This is a genomic window from Rothia amarae, assembly GCF_042677725.1.
GTDB classification, from domain to species: domain Bacteria; phylum Actinomycetota; class Actinomycetes; order Actinomycetales; family Micrococcaceae; genus Rothia; species Rothia amarae.
The window spans coordinates 182,908-202,242 of the sequence record NZ_JBHUCN010000015.1 but is presented as its reverse complement, the minus strand read 5'-3'; the positions used below and the strand labels follow the sequence as shown (position 1 = coordinate 202,242).

Genomic DNA, 19,335 nt, shown 5'->3' with positions numbered 1-19,335 from the left:
ACTATCCGTTAAAAGTGTAAGCACCCTTCCTGAAAAGGAAGGGTGCTTGATACTGACAGAAGAAAACTAATTATTCAGCAGTTTTCTTCGCCGGAGCTTTTTTCGCCGGCGCCTTTTTGGCAGCGGGTTTCTTTGTTGCTGTCTTCTTAGCTGGAGCCTTCTTGGCAGGGGCTTTCTTTGCTGTCGTTTTGCGTTTGACCGGACCCTTAGCACGTTTTTCTGCCAGAAGCTCTACCGCGCGTTCGTGCGTTACCGACTCTATAGTTTCGCTGCGGGGAACCGTAATGTTGGTGACGCCGTCGGTGATGTAGGGACCAAAGCGGCCGTCCTTAATCACGATCTTTTTCTCAGAAACCGGGTCAACGCCCAGCTCAGCCAGAGGTGGCTTAGCAGTGCCACGACCACGCTGCTTAGGCTGAGAATAAATTTCTTTCGCCTGCTCCAACGTGATAGTGAAAATCTCTTCTTCAGAACCCAGCGAACGCGAATCGGTGCCCTTTTTCAGGTAAGGACCAAAACGACCGTTCTGCACGGTAATATCGTTGCCCTCTTCGTCCTGCCCCAGAACGCGGGGAAGGTTCATCAACTTGAGAGCATCTTCCAGAGTTACCGTGGCAAGGTCCATCGACTTGAACAGTGAACCTGTGCGGGGCTTTTCAGGCTTGGGCTTCTTCTTCGGTTTAGCCCGCCCGTTCTTGTAGTACTCGGTGGGCTGCTCATCCATCCACTTCTGGATGTCTTCTTCGCTCATCTCGGGGATTACTTCGGTGACGTACGGGCCGTATCGGCCATCCCTGGCGACGATAGTTCGGCCGGTCTCCGGGTCTACACCGAGCTCCCGCCCGTCTGATTTACCCTTTTCGATGAGTTCAGCTGCTTTTTCAGCGGTGAGTTCATCGGGAGCCATATCGGATGGAACGTTAGCGCGGATGGGATCGGTAATTTCACCGGTCTCAGTATTAATTTCGCCGCCCATTTCAAGGTAAGGGCCGAATTTGCCTACGCGCAGGGTAATGCCGTCTGCGATCTCAATGGAGTTAATGGCACGCGCGTCAATATCTCCCAAGTTATCGACGATAGGCTTGAGACCCTTTTTGTCTTCTCCACCAAAGTAGAACTCCCCCAGCCAATGAGGACGATTTTCCTCGCCCCGGGCAATACGGTCGAGGTCTTCTTCCATCGCTGCGGTGAATTCGTAGTCTACATAGCGGTTGAAGTGCTCTTCGAGCAAGCGAACCACAGAGAACGCCGTCCAGGAAGGAACCAGCGAACCTGAGCGGTTGTTGACGTAACCGCGGTCCATGATGGTAGAAATCGTGGCGGCATAGGTCGAGGGGCGACCAATCCCAAGCTCGTCGAGTGCCTTCACCAAAGAAGCTTCGGTGTAGCGAGGAGGTGCTGTAGTGTCATGCCCTACAGCCTGAATATCGGATGCGCTCAGGGCATCCTTTTCTGCCAGCTGAGGAAGGCGCTTCTCACCCTTTACCTCTTCGGTTTTGGATTCTGCCCGAGTGGCGTCGCGTCCTTCTTCATAAGCTGCAAGGAAACCTCGGAAGGTGATCACGGTGCCGGACGCTGAGAATTCGGTGTCGCGACCATCGGATGCCTGGGCACCCAGTTTGATAGAAGCGGTCGAACCCTTGGCATCTGCCATTTGGGATGCAACGGTGCGCTTCCAAATAAGCTCGTAGAGACGGAACTCATCGGGGCTCAGCGCGCTCTTCACCTGGCTCGGAGTGCGGAAGGAATCACCTGCGGGGCGGATTGCCTCGTGAGCTTCCTGAGCATTTTTCGACTTTGATGCGTAGTTACGAGGTGAACTCGGCACAAATTCAGCACCGTACAGCTCATTCGCCTGTGTACGAGCCGCATTAATCGCCTGGGTAGAGAGCGCCACCGAGTCGGTACGCATATAGGTGATATAGCCGTTTTCATACAGGCGCTGAGCTACCTGCATCGTAGAACGGGAAGAAAAACGTAGCTTGCGAGCAGCTTCCTGTTGCAAAGTAGAAGTGGTAAAAGGAGCCGCTGGACGGCGGGTATAAGGCTTGGTTTCAACCGAGCGAACGGCAAAAGTCGAATCCTTCAGAGCCTCTGCAAGAGAGTGCGCATTCGCCTCATCGAGATGAGCCACCTTAGCTTTGGACGCCGCCTTAAGCACGCCGTCGTCGCCAAAATCCTTACCCGTTGCCACGCGAGCGCCGTCTATCGCCGAGAGTTTAGCGGTGAATTCTTCCTGCTTTGCCGTAGAGAATGTACCGGTCAAATCCCAGTAATTAGCCGATCGGAAAGCCATACGCTCGCGCTCGCGCTCAACCACCAAACGAGTTGCAACAGACTGCACACGGCCTGCCGAAAGACCGCGGGATACCTTACGCCACAGCACTGGTGAAAGCTCATATCCATAGAGACGATCAAGCACACGGCGGGTTTCCTGCGCGTCCACTAAGTCCTGATCGATATCACGTAATTCACCGAAAGCACGCTCTACAGCTTCACGAGTAATTTCTGGGAACGTCAAACGATACACAGGAACCTTGGGCTTGAGCACCTGCAAAAGATGCCACGCAATTGCTTCGCCTTCGCGGTCCCCATCGGTTGCCAGATAGAGGGCGTCTGCCTCTTTCAGCTTGCGCTTCAGTTCGGTAACTTTCTTCTTTTTATCAGGATTCACCTGATAGTAGGGTTCAAAGTTATCTTCCAAATCAACCGCAAACTTGCCCACCGGCGACTTCTTCAACTCTTCAGGTAATTCTGAGGGCTGAGGAAGATCGCGGATATGACCCATTGAGGATTCAACCTCAAAGGCATCACCGAGGTAGCCGCTAATAGTCTTCACCTTAGACGGCGACTCTACGATGAGTAGGGATTTACCGTGGTTTGCAGTGGCCTTGGCAGTGGTGGGCACAGCGCTCCTTGAAAATGGTCTCTGGTATATATTGCTCAACAATAGCGCACATTGACTGGCAAAAGTTGAGTGGGTGGGTAGATAGCTCCAGGGCGGTCACTACATTCAAAGAACTCTGCACCGCAAGTTGAACCTCACCCGTTGATGTAGCTGAGACTATTCAAAAGTGTCCTCAGTCCCCAGGCAAGCACAGCACCGGTGAACTAACCTTCTCACCGAGTTCGCTGGCGCTCACTAGGTGATTCATGCCAGACCCAGCCAGTTCACCTTAGTGCTGTGCTTGCCTGGCTCCTCATATATTGAATAAATCTCAACAAAACCGTAACACTAACCGAGGATTCTGAGCTCTCGCCCCGATATAGATTCCGGTGTCACTACCACCCAATTCATGTTCTCCCCGCTGTCTATCCGCACGTCATCCAGCACAGCAGGATTAATCGGCATCTCATGAAAATGCCATTCGGCAGTTCCGTGTACAATCACCGATTTCACGGTATCGCTACGTGCCTCATCAATCTCAAAAGCAACCTGGCGGCTCACCACAATAGAGCTAAAATTTTCACCCGCTTTGGACTGAAAATAGATACGTCCTTGATACACGGCGTATTTCACGGTCAGAATATCTATCTTGTTTCCCGACCGCAGAGCGAGTCTACCGATGCTGTGCGCGTTGAGAAGCGCCCAGCAGGTCTCTTCGTTGAGATCGGTGAGCGGATGGTCGTTCGGTGTTGGGTCTACCATGGAAGTTAGTCTAGTTCCCCGCATCTATTCTCAGGAAACCTTTGAGGATCAACTCACGAATGTGACCTAAGAGTTCCTGCCGCTCGGAATCGCCGTCCCACCCTAGGAGTGCTTCTAAAGCGCCGACGATTTGCCCCACCGAAAGTTCGCCGTCGCAGGCGGAAACGAAGCCGGCAGTCGCCGTTGACTCCAAGATAGTTCGACGCAGACCTGCTCCTTCGCGCAGCAAAATCACACCGGGATGTTCAGCGCCTGGTTCGGTATGTCGTTCTTCGGTGACGTCGGGCGCCACCATGAGATGAAGGGAAAGAAGTTCCTCATCGCTGAGGTGAGCTGAAGAATCGAAAAGCTCGATTGCTTCGGTCATAAACGGTCCCAAGGGCTGCTGGATGGGGTAAGTGATTTCCTCGAACCGGCGTAATAAGGGCTCGGGAGCGTCTTTTGCGGGGCGGCGTAGCCAAATCATGCCAAAACCAATCGCGCTGACCGAGCGTGCAGAAAAATCAAGCAGGTACCGGCGGTAAGACGCCTCAAAGGCAGCCCTATCTGCGGTTTCACTCGAATCGCGCAGCCAGGTTTCGGCATACTGCTCGGGGGTAAGCTCTTCGCGCTGAATAAACCATGCCTCCATGGAGTCGCCAACCCACTGGCGGGGGCGTTCGTCCCACTCTTTTTGTTCCTCAGAATCACCGGGGATTTCCCAGTTACCCAGCATCTGCGCGGTGCCGCCGTCGTTGAGTACAGTTCCGAGCTGGCGAACTAAAGTAGAAACAATTTGGTCCCCTGCCATACCGCCATCGCGATAGGTAAATTGGGATGCGGCGTTTTCTCCTTCACTGCGCGGGGTAATAACGAAGGGAGGGTTGGACACTACTAGATCGAATTTTTCACCCTCTACGGGCTCGAGTAAAGACCCCAGCTTGAGGATGACTCGATCGTCCGGCTGCTGAGGGTCGATCCCCAATGCCGAAGCGTTGAGTAAAAGGTTAAAAGCGGTAAATCCCAAAGCCCGCTCGGATATATCTGTAGCAGTGACGTGTTCACAGTGGCTCAGCAAGTGAAAGGTCTGAATCCCACAGCCGGTTCCTAAATCAAGTGCTCGCTGAGCAGCCTGACGTTCGGTGAATTGAGCAAGACTTCTCGACGCATGTCCGATTCCCAGGACGTGGTCCTTGCGCAAGGTACCACGGCGGATGTGAGCTGGAAGGTCTGAAGCCACCCAGATATCGACGCCGTCGTCTGCTGAATGAGGGCGTATATCTACCGAAGCGCGGAAAGTTGATTCGGCTGTCTCTGCAATATTTGGCTCGGCAACACCTAAGGAGCGCAGTAGTGTTGCGGCGTTACCTGAGTTGCTGTTCAGTGCCTGGTCAAGCTCGGATGCAGTGAGTGGGTTTCCCAGCAGAAAGAAAGAAACAAGTAAGGCGAGCGCGACCTCTTGCTCAGATAAATCTGCGGAATCGGTAAGTTTCTCTATCTGTAGCTGTGCGGGCACTATCTGATCGCGCTGTAAAGCCGCGTAGGCACCATCGCCTATGAGGGTAGCAATCGCCTCTTGAGAATAATTAGCGGCCCGTAAACCTTCAGCGAATTGCTGAAGAGCGGGCAAATCAGTACTTTGGGGTGCGCCTGGAACACAAGAAAAATCAGAGATAGTCACAGTCTTATTGTGGCACAGTAGACCACACGTTTTGGAAGAGTAACACCGCTGAAACACTCCCCTGCTAGCCTTGCATTTATGAGCATTTCACTTCGTCACGCCAACGAAAAAGACATACTTGCTATTAACGCCATCTACAACGAGGGTGGCGTAGGAACTACTGCCAGCTACGATCTCGAACCGCTCACGGTAGAAGATCAGACACGCTGGTGGGAGGGGTAACAGGCAGGTCATGGTGGCAGTAGATGAGCATGATGCGGTGGCCGGTTTTGCTTACCTCAGCGACTTTAAACTTGTGCTTCTGACGCACACTCTTTATTCCACTCACCCTCAGGAGATGTCATAATGCGTATCTGGTCAATCCACCCGTCGCTCTTGGATTCGAAGGGGCTGGTTGCGTGCTGGCGCGAAACCCTCCTTGCCCAAAAAGTGCTCCAGGGGCTCACGCGAGGCTACACCAATCATCCCCAGCTTCACCGCTTTCGCACGACGTCGAACCCTTTAGAGACTATCGCGAGTTACCTTCACGGTCTGTGCGACGAAGCAGACTCACGTGGCTACCATTTTGACCGTTCAAAGATTGCGGGCATTGCGCAGCTTGAAAAGCCTCTCATTCCCGTAACCGTGGGGCAAGCAGAGTACGAGCTTGCTTTTTTGATGCAGAAAGTCGAAAAGCGGGATGAAAAGTGGTTTGCTGAGCATCTTCACGGACTAGAGAAACCAGCGCTTCACCCGCTTTTCTTCATCGTTCCCGGCGGTATTGAACCGTGGGAGAAAGTGAAAGACATTTAGCTTTCCTGCGCTTATAGTTCAGGGGAGATTTAATCTTCCACCGCTACAGACCCAAGATGCCTCAGCATCTGCAAATCTTTAAGGACGACGTCGCCCAACGGCTCCTCGCGGACTCGTCCCGTAAGGCTAAACCCCTGGCTTTCATTAAATCTCAACTAATGCCCGCGCGTCTTGGACCTGAGCATCGCGAATGAAGTAATCCATGAGCACAAACTAACAGAGCGTTCCGCCCCCGTCTATCAGGTTTCTCCATCATTTTCTCCTAGTCTGGGTAAAACCCGAAAATATAATAAAAATAGAGCCCAGCAATATTTATATGCATCAATACTCCCTCTGCTCAATATTTCAAATTCTTACCAAGTTGCGTTATGGCTTGTCAGAAGCATATTTTTCCGGACCAGGGGTGCTCAATCTAAAAGATAGAGGTATGACTGCATGCGGTAAAAAAAATTTATTCCTTCCGCCGTAATTTTCATTACCGACTAGTAATAACAGCAAATTATCCAGTAGACTGACCTTATGGCAGATGCTCAGAATATTGAAAACATTGAAAAGTCAATTGCTGACTGGCAGGCGCGGCTTGCAAATGGTACTTCTCCTGTCTCCCCCGAGATAGTCGAAGAAATCCTTAACAAGCTCCAAGCGGACCTCCAATCCGCAAAGAACGCTTAGTTGCTCCGCATCTACCTTCTGAAGTCACTTTAGGCACCTTTAAATGACTGTGACCGTGTGTTTAGGGATACACGGTCACAGCTGTTTAACAAAGCATTAGGCGCGATGTGGTTGAACCTCAAGTCCGGACACTGCACTCCACAGATACATCCGATAATCCTCAGACTCACGATTACCCGGCCCATACACCTCAAGATTGACACCCGTGGGCTCAGCCCCCTTGGCAGGAATAAACTCCGAGTGAAGATACTCGAAACCGGGCTTAATGCAATCGGGTACGGCCCCCTGCACGAGCACTGTGGCATACATTGCTGCAGGCACCACCACACCGGTAAGTCCTAACGCAGAAACTTCAGCGATACCCTTCACCATAAAACCAGCGGTATAGGTGAAACCGGTGTCGTCGGCGTCGGGCATCATCACGCCCACCGCCTGCAACTTCTCACAAGCCTGAACCTGTTCCGGGCTTAACTGGGCGAATAAATCCTGCCACACCCGCGCAAAATCGCTCTGCGGGGTAGCTTGGATCGTCTTACCCGCTACCAGAAACGTACCGTATTCAATGAGTGCGGTTTCCATAAACTCCTACTGCGTTTACTGAGTCTGAACAGATTCTTGGTCGCTCTGCATTGCCTCACGCTTAGCCTGAGATTTCTCAATGCAGCTATCGCACAGCAAAACTAGCGCGCGCCCGCCCATATCATCAAGGTTTTCAAACTTATTCGCCGGGGCACCGCAGTGCTCACACTCGCCAATAGTGAGAGTATCGGGAGAGAAATTCATCGTCATGCGCTTATCGAAGATATAGAGAGAACCTTCCCAGAGTCCCGAATCCCCATACTTCTCGCCGTAGCGAACGATGCCGCCATCAATCTGATAAATCTCTTTGAACCCGCGGTTCTTCATCAGCGCCGAAAGAATTTCACAGCGGATACCACCGGTGCAGTACGTAATAACGGGTTTGTCCTTCAAACCGTCATACTTACCCGATTCGATTTCCTTGATGAAATCGTGGGTGGTGTTGACGTCGGGAACAATCGCGTTCTTGAATTTACCGATTTTTGCCTCGTAGGCGTTGCGACCATCAAAGAAGACCACGTCATCGCGCTCTTCAACCAGCTTGTTCACCTCTTCGGGCTTCAAATGGATGCCACCGCCGACCACGCCGTTTTCATCCACCTTCAACTCATCCGGGGCACCAAACGCCACGATTTCATCGCGGGCGCGCACCGACAGTTTGGGGAAGTCAGCCGAACCACCGTCGGACCACTTGAGTTCCAATTTGCCAAAGCCGGGGTACTGGCGGGTAGTTTTACCGTACTGTTTGAGGGCATTGACGTCGCCGCCGAGAGTGCCGTTGATTCCGTGTTTGGAAATGAGGATTCGCCCTGTCAGACCCAATTTTTCGCACAAAGCACGCTGCCAGAGCATGACGGCGGTGGGGTCGGTGATAGGAGCAAAGCAGTAATACAGGATAATTCGTTCTTGAGCCACGGGTACCATTCTAGTCTTTGCGCTAAATGCGGACGACCATCTTGCCGGTGTTCTTTCCTTCGAAAAGTCCAAGGAAGGCCCCAATGGCCTGGTCGAGACCTTCGACTACTGTTTCGTCGTCCTTGATAGTTCCATCCATAACCAGCGGGGCGATTTCGGCGCGGAATTCATCGGCGTACTGGAGGTAGTCCTGCAAAACGAAGCCCTGCAGGGTGAGGGATCGGGTAACGATGTTGGTCATGAAGCGCGGACCCTGTAGTGATAGGGGGTCCTCTGCGTTGTACATCGAGATTGCTCCACACAGGGCGGCGCGTCCATAACGGTTCAGGTGCGCTAAGGCTGCTTCGAGATGGTCACCTCCGACGTTATCGAAGTAGACGTCGATGCCTTCGGGAGCTACCTCCGCAAGCTGCTCGAGGACGGGCGCTTCTTTGTAATTGATGGCGTGGGTAAACCCGTAGCGTTCAGTCAAAAGCGCTGTTTTCTCTGCTGAGCCTGCCGACCCGATGACGGCGCGGGCACCGCGATGGCGGGCAATCTGCCCCACAATGGAACCCACAGCTCCTGCGGCGCCAGAGACGAAGACGGTATCACCATCTTTCATCTGAGCCACTTTAGTAAGCCCGGCAAAAGCAGTCATGCCGGTAAGCCCCAAAACACCCAAGTACGCCGAGACCGGCTTATCCCCCAACTCGGGTACTGCGGTAAATTCTTCGGCACTCCCCTGAGCGATATCACGCCACCCCATAAAGTGGGTAACCAAATCACCTTCAGAGAACCCCTCGGCACGACTTTCGATGACGCGCCCTACCGCCGAACCCGTCATGGTCTCCCCTAGAGGAAAGGGTGGGATGTAGGATTTCGAATCGTTCATACGTCCGCGCATATAAGGGTCAACGGAAATGAATTCATTGCGTACGCGTACCTCACCCTCATTCAAGGGCGACAGTTCTACGCGCTGAATATGGAAATCATGTTCGGTGGGAATGCCCTGAGGGCGCTGGACGAGTTGAATCTGGGTGCTGGTGTGAAGATGTTCAGTCATAGCAAGTACAACACGACTCGTTCCCGCCTTATTCCACGATGTTAAAAGAGCCACCCCCACCGCCAGGCACAGTAAACCGCAAAGGGTTCGGTCTACGCCTAGTGGTGGTAGAGAGCGCGAAATTATCGGCGGGTTCTGTAAGCCCTCTGATACTGCGGGGGCACGTAATCGATTTCTGCTTTGAGCTCTGCTGCCGCGTGTAGCGGATAAGCATGATCACGCAGGATTTCTCGACCGTTCATGATGACATCTGTCTGACCGCTACTGACCAAAAATTCTGCTGTACGCGGCTCATTAATCATTCCTACAGCACTAACAGGAATATCGGCTTCATTCTTGATGCGCGTTGCCGCCGGCACCTGGTATCCCGGGAAAACCGAAATCTTGGCAGGGTAATTTCCGCCGGTAGAAACATCAATCATGTCCACCCCGTGCTCTTTGAGCCAGCGTGCTACCTGCACGGTTTCATCGACTGTAATGCCGCCGTCGACCCACTCTGTTGCCGAAAGACGAGCGAGAAGCGGCATGCCCTCAGGCATCCGCTGGCGCATAGCATCGGCTACTTGGAGCAGAAAGCGAGCGCGATTTTCTAAAGAGCCACCATATTCATCGGTTCTCTCATTTGACAGCGGCGAGAGAAACTCGGTGAGAAGATAACCGTGTGCGCCGTGAATTTCGAGGAACTCAAAACCAGCGTCGACCGCACGCGCGGCGGCATCGCCGTAGGCTTTCACGAGCCGCTTGATGTTTTCGGTGTCCAGTTCCTCTGGATCTTTAAGGCCGGGAAAAGCCACTGCTGAAGGCCCCACTGTAGGCCAGCCGCCTTCATCTTCTGCCAGCGATCCCGAACCGTCGGTACCCCATTCGGGGTGGGTGGAAGCTTTTCGCCCCGCGTGACCAATCTGGATTCCAGCTCGGGCACCAGCGGCTTTGATGCCCTGAACAATGGGAACGAATGCCTCTTTCTGCTCGTCATTCCACAAACCTAAACAGTGCGGGCTAATACGCCCTTCCGGTTCCACGTTGGTCATTTCCACCACGATGGCGCCTGCTCCACCGCGCGCCATTGAAGCATAATGAACTTCATGCCAAGAAGTGGGCACACCATCTTTATTGAGCGCCGAATACTGGCACATGGGCGGAACCCAGAGGCGATTACGAAACTGCACATCGCGCAATGTGATGGGTTCAAAAAGCTGAGAAGCCATGGAAAAAGACACCTTTCACAGTGAATATGGTCTTAGCCCAGGATAAAACGCCGCCCGGTCATCGCGCTAGGAGTAATCTCTACAAACTCAATTTTCTCCGTACGAATCCACGGGGTAAGAGGCAGCTGCGCAGCTCGCTCCAATTCAGAAGAGTCCGTAAGCAACCGTGCAGTCCCAAAAATATTCACTGAATAGGCAGAACCGCCCTCAGCCTTATCAAATTCAATCGTGACTTTCTCATTGAGGATAAGGTTTGTGAGTTTAGAACCGTGCGCGGTGCGGAAAAAGATTTTTCCTTCAGAAGTAACGATATTGAGCGGGGTAATGAAGACTTCTCCATTATCTACCGTGCCCAGGCGAGCAAAACTAGTTTTTTCTGCCAGTTCCCAGCACTCAGGCTCGGTGAGCTCAGTAACAGGAGCTTGCTGGGGCGCTGATGAGTTCTGGTGAGTGGATTGAATATTCATCTTAGGTGTAGTCATGGTCACATTATTGCAGTTTTTGGTAGGAATTTTGAGCCCTTACCCCGGTGTATGAGCTTTCTACCGGGGAGTGGGACAATAGAGGCGTGTCCGAAGAATCAGCAGAACCCCTCTCGCTCTCCCAGCGCATAGCCCAGTTACCTCCGAGCGTCATCTCGCTCATCTCCAAACTGGGGTACGGTCCTGTACCCGAGCAAATTCTTCACGTCCGCTCCATTCCTGCTCGCGAAGCAATCACCGCACATTGGCCGGAGTGGGTTCATCCGGACGTCCAAGATGCCTTCGAATCCTTGGGCGTTCCTGAACCTTACCTGCATCAAGTGCAGGCAGCTGATCTCGCCCACACCTCGATGGTGACAGGTTATCGCCAGCATCTCATCCTGGCAACAGGAACAGCCTCAGGCAAGTCACTGGCCTATCTCCTCCCCTCGCTGAACGCCGTCCACCGCGGCGAAATAGCACCTAAAGAGGGCATGGATGACGAACGCGCCACCGTCCTTTATCTTTCCCCCACTAAAGCGCTCGCCGCTGACCAGCTCAACTCGATTCGCGCACTGGGGCTTTCGACCGTGCGAGCTGAAACATACGACGGCGATACCCCCACCTCCGAGCGCCGTTGGATTAGGCAGCACGCCAATGTCATTCTCTGCAACCCCGATATGTTGCACTTTGGAATCTTGCCCAACCACGCTCAGTGGTCCTCCTTTGTGCGCCGCCTTAAATATGTGGTGCTCGATGAGGCGCATAGCTATCGAGGGGTTTTTGGTGCTCATATTGCCGTGCTTCTGCGCCGATTACGCCGTATCTGCCGTTACTACGGTGCTTCTCCCGTCTTCTTCGGTGCCTCCGCGACCTCTGCCGAGCCTGAGCAATCCTTCGCTAAGTTACTAGGGGTTGATTCCTCTGCCGTGACCGCGATTACCCAGGACACTGCTCCGCACGGCGCAACCCACACGATCCTCTGGGAACCAGAATTTCGCGAGCAAGTTACCGATAAGCTCTCCACCCCACGGGAAACCGGTCAATCTGAAGCCGAGAAGAATGCTCCTCAGCGTAAATCGGTTATTGAGCAAAGCGCTGAAATGCTCACCGATTTAGTGGTTGAACGCACCCGAACTATTGCCTTCATCAAATCGCGCCGTGGAGCAGAGGCAATTGCTCAAACAGCCTCTCGCTATCTTGATGAGGTGGAAGCGGGTCTCTCCCATCGAGTCGCCGCCTACCGGTCAGGTTTTCTGCCCGAGGAACGCCGCGAACTCGAACGGCAATTACGTAGCGGCGAGATGTTAGGTATTGCTTCTACTTCCGCCCTCGAACTGGGCATAGATATCGCCGGGTTGGACGCCGTGCTCGTGGCTGGTTGGCCGGGCACCCGCGCGTCGTTCTTTCAACAAATTGGGCGTGCCGGACGCGCAGGGCAAGAATCGCTCTCGGTGTTAATCGCCAGCGCTGACCCGCTGGACACCTATCTGGTGCACCACCCCGAAGATATCTTTACGGTGGTTGAATCTACCGTTTTTGATCCCACCAATCCCTACGTGCTATCTCCACATTTGTGTGCCGCAGTCGCAGAACTGCCCTTGCGCACCGAAGAAGTGGCGCTCTTTGGCCCTACCGCCGGGCAACTATTAGAACGGCTCGTTGCCCAGGGTTACCTACGACGTCGAGCCACGGGTTGGTTCTGGACCCATCCTGAAAATGCCTCCGAGCTTGTAGATTTGCGCGGGGGCGGCGGCTCACCGCTTCAAATTATTGAGATAGAAACGGGCACTGTGGTGGGAACGATGGATGCTTCTCAGGCGCACCACCAAGGCCATGTGGGCGCGATTTACACCCACCAATCTGCCACCTATGTGGTTGAAGACTTAGATCTTGAAAACCGAGTCATTGCTGTTTCGCGCGTCTTTCCCGATTACTTCACTCAATCGCGCGACCTGACCGAGGTAAAGATTCTCTCTGAAGACAAGACCGAGCAGTGGGGTCCAGTCACCTTGCATTTTGGGCACGTTCGAGTCCGCACGCAGGTGGTCTCTTATCAACGCAAATCTCTTATCGGTCAAGAGGTTCTGGGCGAGGAAATTCTTGATCTGCCCCCTCAAAATCTGATGACCACCGCTATTTGGTTCACGATGGAACCCACTGTAATGAGCGGTGCGGGAGTCAAAGAACCCGATTTCCCGGGCACTTTACATGCAGCCGAACACGCGGCGATAGGGCTGTTGCCGTTGATTGCTACGTGTGACCGCTGGGATATTGGGGGGCTTTCTACAGCTCTGCACATGGATACCGAGAAACCCACCATTTTTGTCTATGACGGCCACCAGGGTGGGGCAGGATTCGCAGAACGAGGATTTGCTGCCGCCCAGCACTGGATTCGAGCTACCCTCGATACCATCCGCTCCTGCGAGTGCGAAACCGGTTGTCCCTCCTGCGTGCAATCCCCTAAATGTGGAAACCGCAATGATCCGCTGGATAAAGACGGCGCAGCCCGCCTCCTTGAGGCAATGCTTATGCATGCGATGCCAAGAGATGAATAAGCCGGACGAATCAGCGAGGAGCATTCTACTCTGGCGGGCCCGCGCGGCTCAGCCCCTCTGCCGAGCCAAGCCAGGTAAAGGGCCCGCCGATAGGCACGGTGGTTCGCACGTCCACAATGCCGCTGTACCCTTCAGGCTGAGCGCACCCTTTTAACTCCGCGTGGTTAACACGTGCTATCTCCGCAGCTACGTTACAAGGCTCCCCCTCCCTCAGACCACGTGCGGTATCGGCGGCAGCGAGCGCGCTCAAGTCGGCGGCAGCCATTGCTTTATGTTGAGCTGATACAGCAGTAATAACTCCTGCAATGACGACGAAGAAAATCAGCAGTACAAAAACCAGCCCCAAAGCCAGTACCGTTCCAGAACCGCGCTCTGAACTATCGTGCTCACGAGACGGCGACGTCATCATAGCTTCTCCTTCCTCGGTTTTATCGCCGACGGTTCAGCGGGAATGGTCGAATCGGCGTACAGGGTCCACCCTGTGATTTCCCCGATGAGCCCCGGTGCTTGCCTACTCGTCTGCACGGTCACCGTTTCGGAATGATCTGTTACTACTACCGAAATATCTGTGCCTACCTCTTGGGCAACGCGTCGCACGTCCTCAATAGCTTCTCCCCGAGCGGCAGCACGGGCGCCTACCCTCGCCGATTCTTCCAGTTGCAACTGAACCACGCCGGTAGCTATAGAGCCCAGTAGAAGAGCCAGTAGAAAAATAACCGCAGGTAGAGCCACGGCAAATTCAGCGGTGACGGCGCCTGCTTCTGAAGAATCGAAAGAACCAGAGGTCGCCCGGCAAGACGCCGAGCCTTTCCCGCCCCGCCGGTGCGGAAAAGGCACAGGCTGAACCTTCCAACCTGTTGGGGGTGATGAAGTCTTCATGCGGGTTCTCCCCTCTCAACTGAAAAAATAACGGAGGGCAGGGCAACCGGCGATAGATTCTCCAAAAAGTGCCCTGCCCGATGCGTTCTGCAAGATAGCGCCTAGAATTACATCCCCGTAGAGAGAGCTTTTTCTACGATGCCCATCAGTAAAGCGCGCACTGCATCAGATTTGAGAATTACTACTAGTAGCCCGGCGAAACCGACTGCAGCTAGTAGAACAATCCCATACTCTGCGGTGGTCGCACCCGCTTCAGGATCCTGAGCTAAATCCACGAGCTCGCCTTCTGCAAGGGGAGCGATTTCTTGGGATTCTGCCTGATGGAATGCGGTGTATTTTTGCATGATTTCTCCTCAAAATTAGTTGTCATAAAAGTTGAATTGCCAGAAAGAAGGCTGAGTTAAAAACCCAGTGTTGGAACCAATGAGATAAGTACCGGTATCACCCCCAAACAGATGAATGCAGGCAAAGAACACAACCCCAAGGGCACCACTAGATGCACACCCAATTTCGCTGCCGATTGTTCGGCAAAGCGGAAGCTGTGGCGTCGCTGGCGATCCGCCATCACGGTCAGTAAATCTGCGGTGGGCGCGCCAGTCTCTAGCAAAAACCCCAAGGTTCGTTGCAAGTCCTTTAGCTCAGGAACTGGCTCAGAAAAAGTCCAGGCAGTCTGCCAATCAGCACCTAACGAAAGACGCCGCTCCACCATTCGCAGCTGCCGGCGAGCGTGCATCGAGCCGACGTCAGCAATCATTAACAAGCACCGCTGCAATGAGAGACCGGCTGCCAACATCGAAGCAGTCAAATCAAGATAAAGAGCTGGGCTCAGGGGCTGGGGCTCTTCTTCAGAAATTCCTCTGCGGACTACACGGTTAAGACGAAGCCGGTTCATGATGGCTCAATCCCCCGCTCCGCCCGTTGAACCAGACGCGCGGTCCAACGGCGTCCAGCTAATGCCAAAAACACACCGAGCACACCGGCAACCGCCCCCGGTATTGACCCCAAGAGGATGCCCACCGGATTAGTCCCCATCAAAATGCCCAATCCCAGACCCAACAACGGCAACCACGAGAGGATAGTTCCTGTCGATTTAGGGCCAGACATAGCAGAATCTCGTGCCTGAGAAAGATCAATCTCTTGTTCTAGATAACGAGCTAATCGTTCTAAAACCGAAGCTAAAGGGGCGCCGGTGCGCTCGCCGATATTCCAGCAGGCGCGTAGTTCCTCGACCCGTTGGTTCGAGTAGTTTCGTTTCAAAGTAGCCGCTTGCATAGCTTCGGCCAGAGGTAGCCCTTTCGCAGCGGTCTCCGCACACGTCGTCAGTAGAGTCTGGATATCTTCCTGGGCCAGTTCCAGCGCACGATTCCTCGCACGGAGTGGATTCTCTTTTCCAGTAAAAAGTGACTTCGCCTGGGATTCCCCGGATGTTTCTTCGTCCTCAGCGTTTTCTTCTGCCAGAAGTTGGAACGCTCGCGCTGGAGCTAGACCTGCCCTCAGCATGGAGGCAAGACGCCACACCGTATCGGGCCACAGCTCCATTTCTTCAATGCCCGCCTTGCTGTGAGTCAGCCGGTGAGGTAGTGGTCTAGAAATATTCTTTCTCCTAGTCTTCACCGCTACCCCCAGCCCGCTGATGAGCAACCTCTTTGAGAAGTTCTCCTGCGTCGGTCCAGTGCAATACCTGGCCGCGCCGACCGCGTTCCCAACGGCACAAAGGCTCTACGCTGAGAGTCTTCTGGTGTTGTTTGAACACACCAATTTCACTGATAAATCGCCGGTGGTCGGCGCGAGAAATATGAATGACGTATTCGACGGCGGTGAGTGCTTGAAGAGTAAGAGCCTCAGGCGTCATGCCTGCCATAGCGCCCATTGCTAGAAGACGCGCGGGCACCGCCGCGGCAGAATTGGCATGCAGAGTACCGCCTGAACCGGCGTGCCCGGTGTTCATTGCGGTGAGCATGTCCGCAAGCTCCGCTCCACGGCATTCGCCCAGAATGAGTCTTTCCGGCCGCATACGCAGTGCCTGACGGATTAGTTCTGTCAGGGAAACTTCTCCCCTACCTTCAGCATTGGCCGCTTTGGACTGCAGAGAAATCACATGGGGATGGACAGGCGCTAACTCTGCAGAATCTTCTATCGTAATGATCCGGTCTGTCTCTTCGCAGTGCGAGAGCATGGCATTGAGCAGAGTGGTTTTTCCTGTTCCGGTGCCACCGCTGACGAGGAAATTAGCTTTGGTACGCACCAGGTAGCGCAGCACGGCGGCGATGTCGTCATCGAACATGCCGCTCTCTTGAAGTTCTTCCAACGACGCGCGGTGCGCAGGCTGAATGCGGATGGAAAGTACAGTTCCATGCCGTGAGAGGGGTGGCAGCATGGCATGGATTCGTTGCCCTCGATCGTTGAGAACATCAGCGCTGAGGTAAGCTTCATCGAGACGTCCGCCCGCACTATGAATGAGTCGGGTGGCCAGTGCTCTGAGGTCAGGTTCAGCGATGAATGCGAGGTCTGAGCGATGAAGTGCGCCGTTGGCTTCGTACCAAATGTCTTGCGGGCCGTTCACAAAAATATCGGTGATACCGGGGATATCGAGCAGTCCTTCTAAGATACCGAGCCCATACATCTGCGCTTTGAGCTGCTGCAGAGCTTCTTGCTGTTCACCCGTATCCAACTGACTGTTTTCTTCTTCATCAATGTCTTGAATAAGCTGCGGTAAATCTGTGGGAGCGGTAAACCTCTGTGCCTCGTGTACAGGGGCAAACTGCGCTTTGAGGGTAAAGCGAGGAGATTCTGCTGGCGCATTGTGCTGGGGTGTGTGCTTCGGTTCTGGTTCTGCCTCTAGTCCCTCAAATTCTTGGAGCAAGAAACGATCGCGGGCCTTACGCACCACGAGGTCAAGAGATGACTCAGTAGAGGCATCTGATGCAATGGTTGAGATGTTCGCCACGGATTTCTCCTGCCGGTGAGCTAACGGGTCGTTCCCATTGCACCTGTTTTTCGTGCGTCAAAATCGAAATTCGAGAATCTGTGGATAACCCGATTGTGATTTTCGCGAAAGAAAGGGGTAAAAAAGTTATCCACATTTCGCGGGTACCCAAGTTCGGCTCAAGGAGGTTCGGTCATAATGAGTACATGTACATTGTGTTGGGCGCGTCCGAGAGCGGAGCAGCAGGCGAGTTTCTCTGGGAAGCCGTCACTGTTGCAGACGGTCGCGAAGGTTCCCGGCGCACGGTACCTGAATCTAAACTGGGGCAGTTCGTCCATGAGGTTGAAGACTCTAACCGCCCCGCACCGATTCGCTGGGTATGGGCTGATTCGCGTCAGATCATGCCCCTCCTCTTGGAGCAGGGTATCTCGCCCGAACGATCCCATGATTTGCGGCTCATTCAAAGAATTTTGAGTATCGCCGCTACACATTCCCAGAGCCGCATCGCTTTTGCCCCCACCCTTGATTTGCTCCAAGAATCACTTGAAAAACCATCGGGTATGATCCCGCCCACACGGCAAATTCAAGGGCAAGATTCCCTATTCGATGACGATTTCTTATCTCCTAGCAAGCCAGACACCGGTCAGCAAACGGCGCCAACGGCGTCGCAACTTGCCGTCGAACTTCAGGCTCAACTCCGCGCGATAGAAGCTGCACCCCATCCCCGCCGTCTCAAACTCTTGGCGGCAGCGGAATCTACCGGTGGAATGATTGCCGCTGAAATGAAATTTCACGGCATGCCCTGGAACAAATCTCTGCATGAGAAGCTCCTCGTTGAAACGCTAGGTCCCAGACCTGCTCCTTTCGAGCGCCCTGCCGAAATGGAAAAATTAGCCACAGAAATTCGCGAAAAACTCGCTACACCCAAGCTGAATGTGGATTCACCGCAGGAGCTCTTACGAGCGCTTCAGTCTGCAGGGATTCGGGTGAAATCTACCAGCAAGTGGGCGTTGAAGGGGTGGGCTGAGGAGAATCCTCAGTTGGCTCAGCAACGTCGCTCCCTCATCGAGCCCCTCTTTGCTTATAAAAAACTTGCTCGGCTTTTTACCGCGAACGGGTGGAACTGGCTAGACGAGTGGGTACAAGATGACCGCTTTCATCCTTCCTATGAGGTGGGAGGTGTGGTGACGGGGCGCTGGGGTGCTCATGGTGGTGGTGCCATGCAGATTCCTCGCGACGTGCGCACTGCCGTCGCCGCGGAGCCCGGCAAAATGCTGGTAGTTGCTGATGCCAGCCAGGTGGAGCCTCGTATCCTGGCGGCAATGAGCGGGGACGAAAAACTAGCGCTTGCCGGCAGAGGAACTGATTTATATCTGGGTATCGCCAAAATTGGTGAGTATACCGGGTCAGCGCTGAACGAGCGTGCTCAGGCAAAAATTGCGCTATTAGGTGCCATGTATGGGGCGACCACCGGCGAGTCTGGAAAGCTCATGCCTCACCTACGCACGATGTTCCCTCAGGCGATTGAATTTACTGAACGCGCGGCCCGAGTTGGAGAGCAGGGCGGGCAGGTCAGCACTTATTTGGGCAGGGTGTCTCCGGCGCCTTCTTCCGAGTGGTTTGAACGCCAACGCCGCCAGGCTACAGCCGAAGACGAGCGGGCGGCGCTGGCTGCTTCTCGTAGTTGGGGTCGTTTTACCCGCAATTTTGTGGTTCAGGGTACCGCCGCAGAGTGGGCTCTGTGCTGGATGGCGCAGATTCGACAAAAGCTCCGCGCCACCACGCTGTTCGGAAAGCCTTTGCAATCTCAACTGGTATATTTCCTCCACGATGAGATCATGATTTACGGCCCTGAACGCGAGGCTGCACTGTGCGAGCAGATAGTTCGGGACGCCGCACAAGCTGCCGGTGAGGTTCTATTTGGTCATATTTCGGTGGAGTTTCCCGTAACTATTGCCGTCACGGATAACTATTCCACAGCGAAATAGGGT

General features: G+C 53.9%; 20 protein-coding genes. 5 read left to right on the top strand and 15 right to left on the bottom strand.

The genetic code is table 11. The features are described from left to right. Nucleotides 1-70: 70 nt before the first annotated feature. From topA to ACFR81_RS10630, 3 genes are all read right to left on the bottom strand, one after another. Complete coding sequence (gene topA / locus ACFR81_RS10640) at nt 71-2,908, bottom strand: type I DNA topoisomerase (RefSeq protein WP_343876437.1); 2,838 nt, start codon at nt 2,906-2,908, stop codon at nt 71-73. Between the two features lie 327 nt (nt 2,909-3,235). Beyond that, nucleotides 3,236-3,649: a pyridoxamine 5'-phosphate oxidase family protein gene (locus ACFR81_RS10635; RefSeq protein WP_068170661.1), complete on the bottom strand. Its 414-nt coding sequence runs from the start codon at nt 3,647-3,649 to the stop codon at nt 3,236-3,238. Nucleotides 3,650-3,659: 10 nt separating this feature from the next. Next, nucleotides 3,660-5,309 (bottom strand): DUF7059 domain-containing protein, encoded by a 1,650-nt coding sequence (locus ACFR81_RS10630; protein WP_377148935.1) that lies wholly within the window; start codon nt 5,307-5,309, stop codon nt 3,660-3,662. Nucleotides 5,310-5,387: 78 nt separating this feature from the next. Here ACFR81_RS10630 and ACFR81_RS10625 point away from each other — a divergent pair, with 78 nt between their 5' ends. Beyond that, a complete protein-coding gene (locus tag ACFR81_RS10625) occupies nt 5,388-5,531 on the top strand; it encodes a GNAT family N-acetyltransferase (RefSeq protein WP_158004402.1) in 144 nt (47 codons plus the stop codon). A 123-nt stretch (nt 5,532-5,654) separates the two neighbouring features. Continuing rightward, entirely contained in the window at nt 5,655-6,101 is a 447-nt protein-coding gene (locus ACFR81_RS10620; protein WP_343876435.1) for a pyrimidine dimer DNA glycosylase/endonuclease V, read from the top strand. A gap of 29 nt (nt 6,102-6,130) precedes the next feature. Here ACFR81_RS10620 and ACFR81_RS10615 read toward each other — a convergent pair whose 3' ends face one another. Then, nucleotides 6,131-6,256: a hypothetical protein gene (locus ACFR81_RS10615; protein WP_343876434.1), complete on the bottom strand. Its 126-nt coding sequence runs from the start codon at nt 6,254-6,256 to the stop codon at nt 6,131-6,133. Between the two features lie 364 nt (nt 6,257-6,620). On the opposite strand from ACFR81_RS10615, the gene ACFR81_RS10610 reads away from it, so the two are divergent. Beyond that, complete coding sequence (locus ACFR81_RS10610) at nt 6,621-6,773, top strand: hypothetical protein (protein ID WP_158004401.1); 153 nt, start codon at nt 6,621-6,623, stop codon at nt 6,771-6,773. A 96-nt stretch (nt 6,774-6,869) separates the two neighbouring features. Here the strand turns inward: ACFR81_RS10610 and ACFR81_RS10605 are convergent, their stop codons facing one another. The 5 genes from ACFR81_RS10605 to ACFR81_RS10585 form a co-directional block, all read right to left on the bottom strand. Continuing rightward, nucleotides 6,870-7,352, bottom strand: a complete 483-nt coding sequence (locus ACFR81_RS10605; RefSeq protein ID WP_343876433.1) for a GyrI-like domain-containing protein — start codon at nt 7,350-7,352, stop codon at nt 6,870-6,872. A gap of 15 nt (nt 7,353-7,367) precedes the next feature. Beyond that, on the bottom strand, nt 7,368-8,267 hold the full coding sequence (gene trhO, locus ACFR81_RS10600) for an oxygen-dependent tRNA uridine(34) hydroxylase TrhO (RefSeq protein WP_343876432.1): 900 nt from the start codon (nt 8,265-8,267) through the stop codon (nt 7,368-7,370). Between the two features lie 22 nt (nt 8,268-8,289). Beyond that, nucleotides 8,290-9,312: an NADP-dependent oxidoreductase gene (locus ACFR81_RS10595; RefSeq protein ID WP_343876431.1), complete on the bottom strand. Its 1,023-nt coding sequence runs from the start codon at nt 9,310-9,312 to the stop codon at nt 8,290-8,292. A 122-nt stretch (nt 9,313-9,434) separates the two neighbouring features. Continuing rightward, nucleotides 9,435-10,520 carry an NADH:flavin oxidoreductase/NADH oxidase gene (locus tag ACFR81_RS10590; RefSeq protein ID WP_343876430.1) on the bottom strand — a complete coding sequence of 362 codons (1,086 nt, stop codon included), beginning with the start codon at nt 10,518-10,520 and terminating at the stop codon, nt 9,435-9,437. 32 nt (nt 10,521-10,552) lie between these two features. Beyond that, nucleotides 10,553-11,002, bottom strand: a complete 450-nt coding sequence (locus tag ACFR81_RS10585; RefSeq protein WP_318275197.1) for a pyridoxamine 5'-phosphate oxidase family protein — start codon at nt 11,000-11,002, stop codon at nt 10,553-10,555. Between the two features lie 128 nt (nt 11,003-11,130). On the opposite strand from ACFR81_RS10585, the gene ACFR81_RS10580 reads away from it, so the two are divergent. Continuing rightward, nucleotides 11,131-13,539, top strand: coding sequence for a DEAD/DEAH box helicase (locus ACFR81_RS10580; protein ID WP_343876456.1), 2,409 nt, complete (start codon nt 11,131-11,133; stop codon nt 13,537-13,539). Between the two features lie 25 nt (nt 13,540-13,564). Here ACFR81_RS10580 and ACFR81_RS10575 read toward each other — a convergent pair whose 3' ends face one another. The 6 genes from ACFR81_RS10575 to ACFR81_RS10550 all read right to left on the bottom strand — a co-directional run bounded on the left by ACFR81_RS10575 (nt 13,565) and on the right by ACFR81_RS10550 (nt 17,365). Further along, the gene (locus tag ACFR81_RS10575; protein ID WP_343876429.1) at nt 13,565-13,948 is read right to left on the bottom strand and encodes an Rv3654c family TadE-like protein; all 384 of its coding nucleotides are present in this window, start codon (nt 13,946-13,948) and stop codon (nt 13,565-13,567) included. Then, nucleotides 13,945-14,418 (bottom strand): TadE family type IV pilus minor pilin, encoded by a 474-nt coding sequence (locus tag ACFR81_RS10570; protein ID WP_343876428.1) that lies wholly within the window; start codon nt 14,416-14,418, stop codon nt 13,945-13,947. Before ACFR81_RS10570 ends, ACFR81_RS10575 begins: the two co-directional genes overlap by 4 nt. A 107-nt stretch (nt 14,419-14,525) precedes the next feature. Then, nucleotides 14,526-14,762, bottom strand: coding sequence for a DUF4244 domain-containing protein (locus ACFR81_RS10565; RefSeq protein ID WP_343876427.1), 237 nt, complete (start codon nt 14,760-14,762; stop codon nt 14,526-14,528). Nucleotides 14,763-14,818: 56 nt separating this feature from the next. Beyond that, on the bottom strand, nt 14,819-15,310 hold the full coding sequence (locus ACFR81_RS10560) for a type II secretion system F family protein (protein ID WP_343876426.1): 492 nt from the start codon (nt 15,308-15,310) through the stop codon (nt 14,819-14,821). Next, the gene (locus ACFR81_RS10555) at nt 15,307-15,957 is read right to left on the bottom strand and encodes a type II secretion system F family protein (RefSeq protein ID WP_343876425.1); all 651 of its coding nucleotides are present in this window, start codon (nt 15,955-15,957) and stop codon (nt 15,307-15,309) included. Before ACFR81_RS10555 ends, ACFR81_RS10560 begins: the two co-directional genes overlap by 4 nt. A 64-nt stretch (nt 15,958-16,021) precedes the next feature. After that, nucleotides 16,022-17,365, bottom strand: coding sequence for a TadA family conjugal transfer-associated ATPase (locus ACFR81_RS10550; RefSeq protein WP_343876424.1), 1,344 nt, complete (start codon nt 17,363-17,365; stop codon nt 16,022-16,024). A gap of 185 nt (nt 17,366-17,550) precedes the next feature. On the opposite strand from ACFR81_RS10550, the gene ACFR81_RS10545 reads away from it, so the two are divergent. Then, complete coding sequence (locus ACFR81_RS10545; RefSeq protein ID WP_343876423.1) at nt 17,551-19,332, top strand: bifunctional 3'-5' exonuclease/DNA polymerase; 1,782 nt, start codon at nt 17,551-17,553, stop codon at nt 19,330-19,332. The last annotated feature ends 3 nt before the right edge of the window (nt 19,333-19,335 follow it).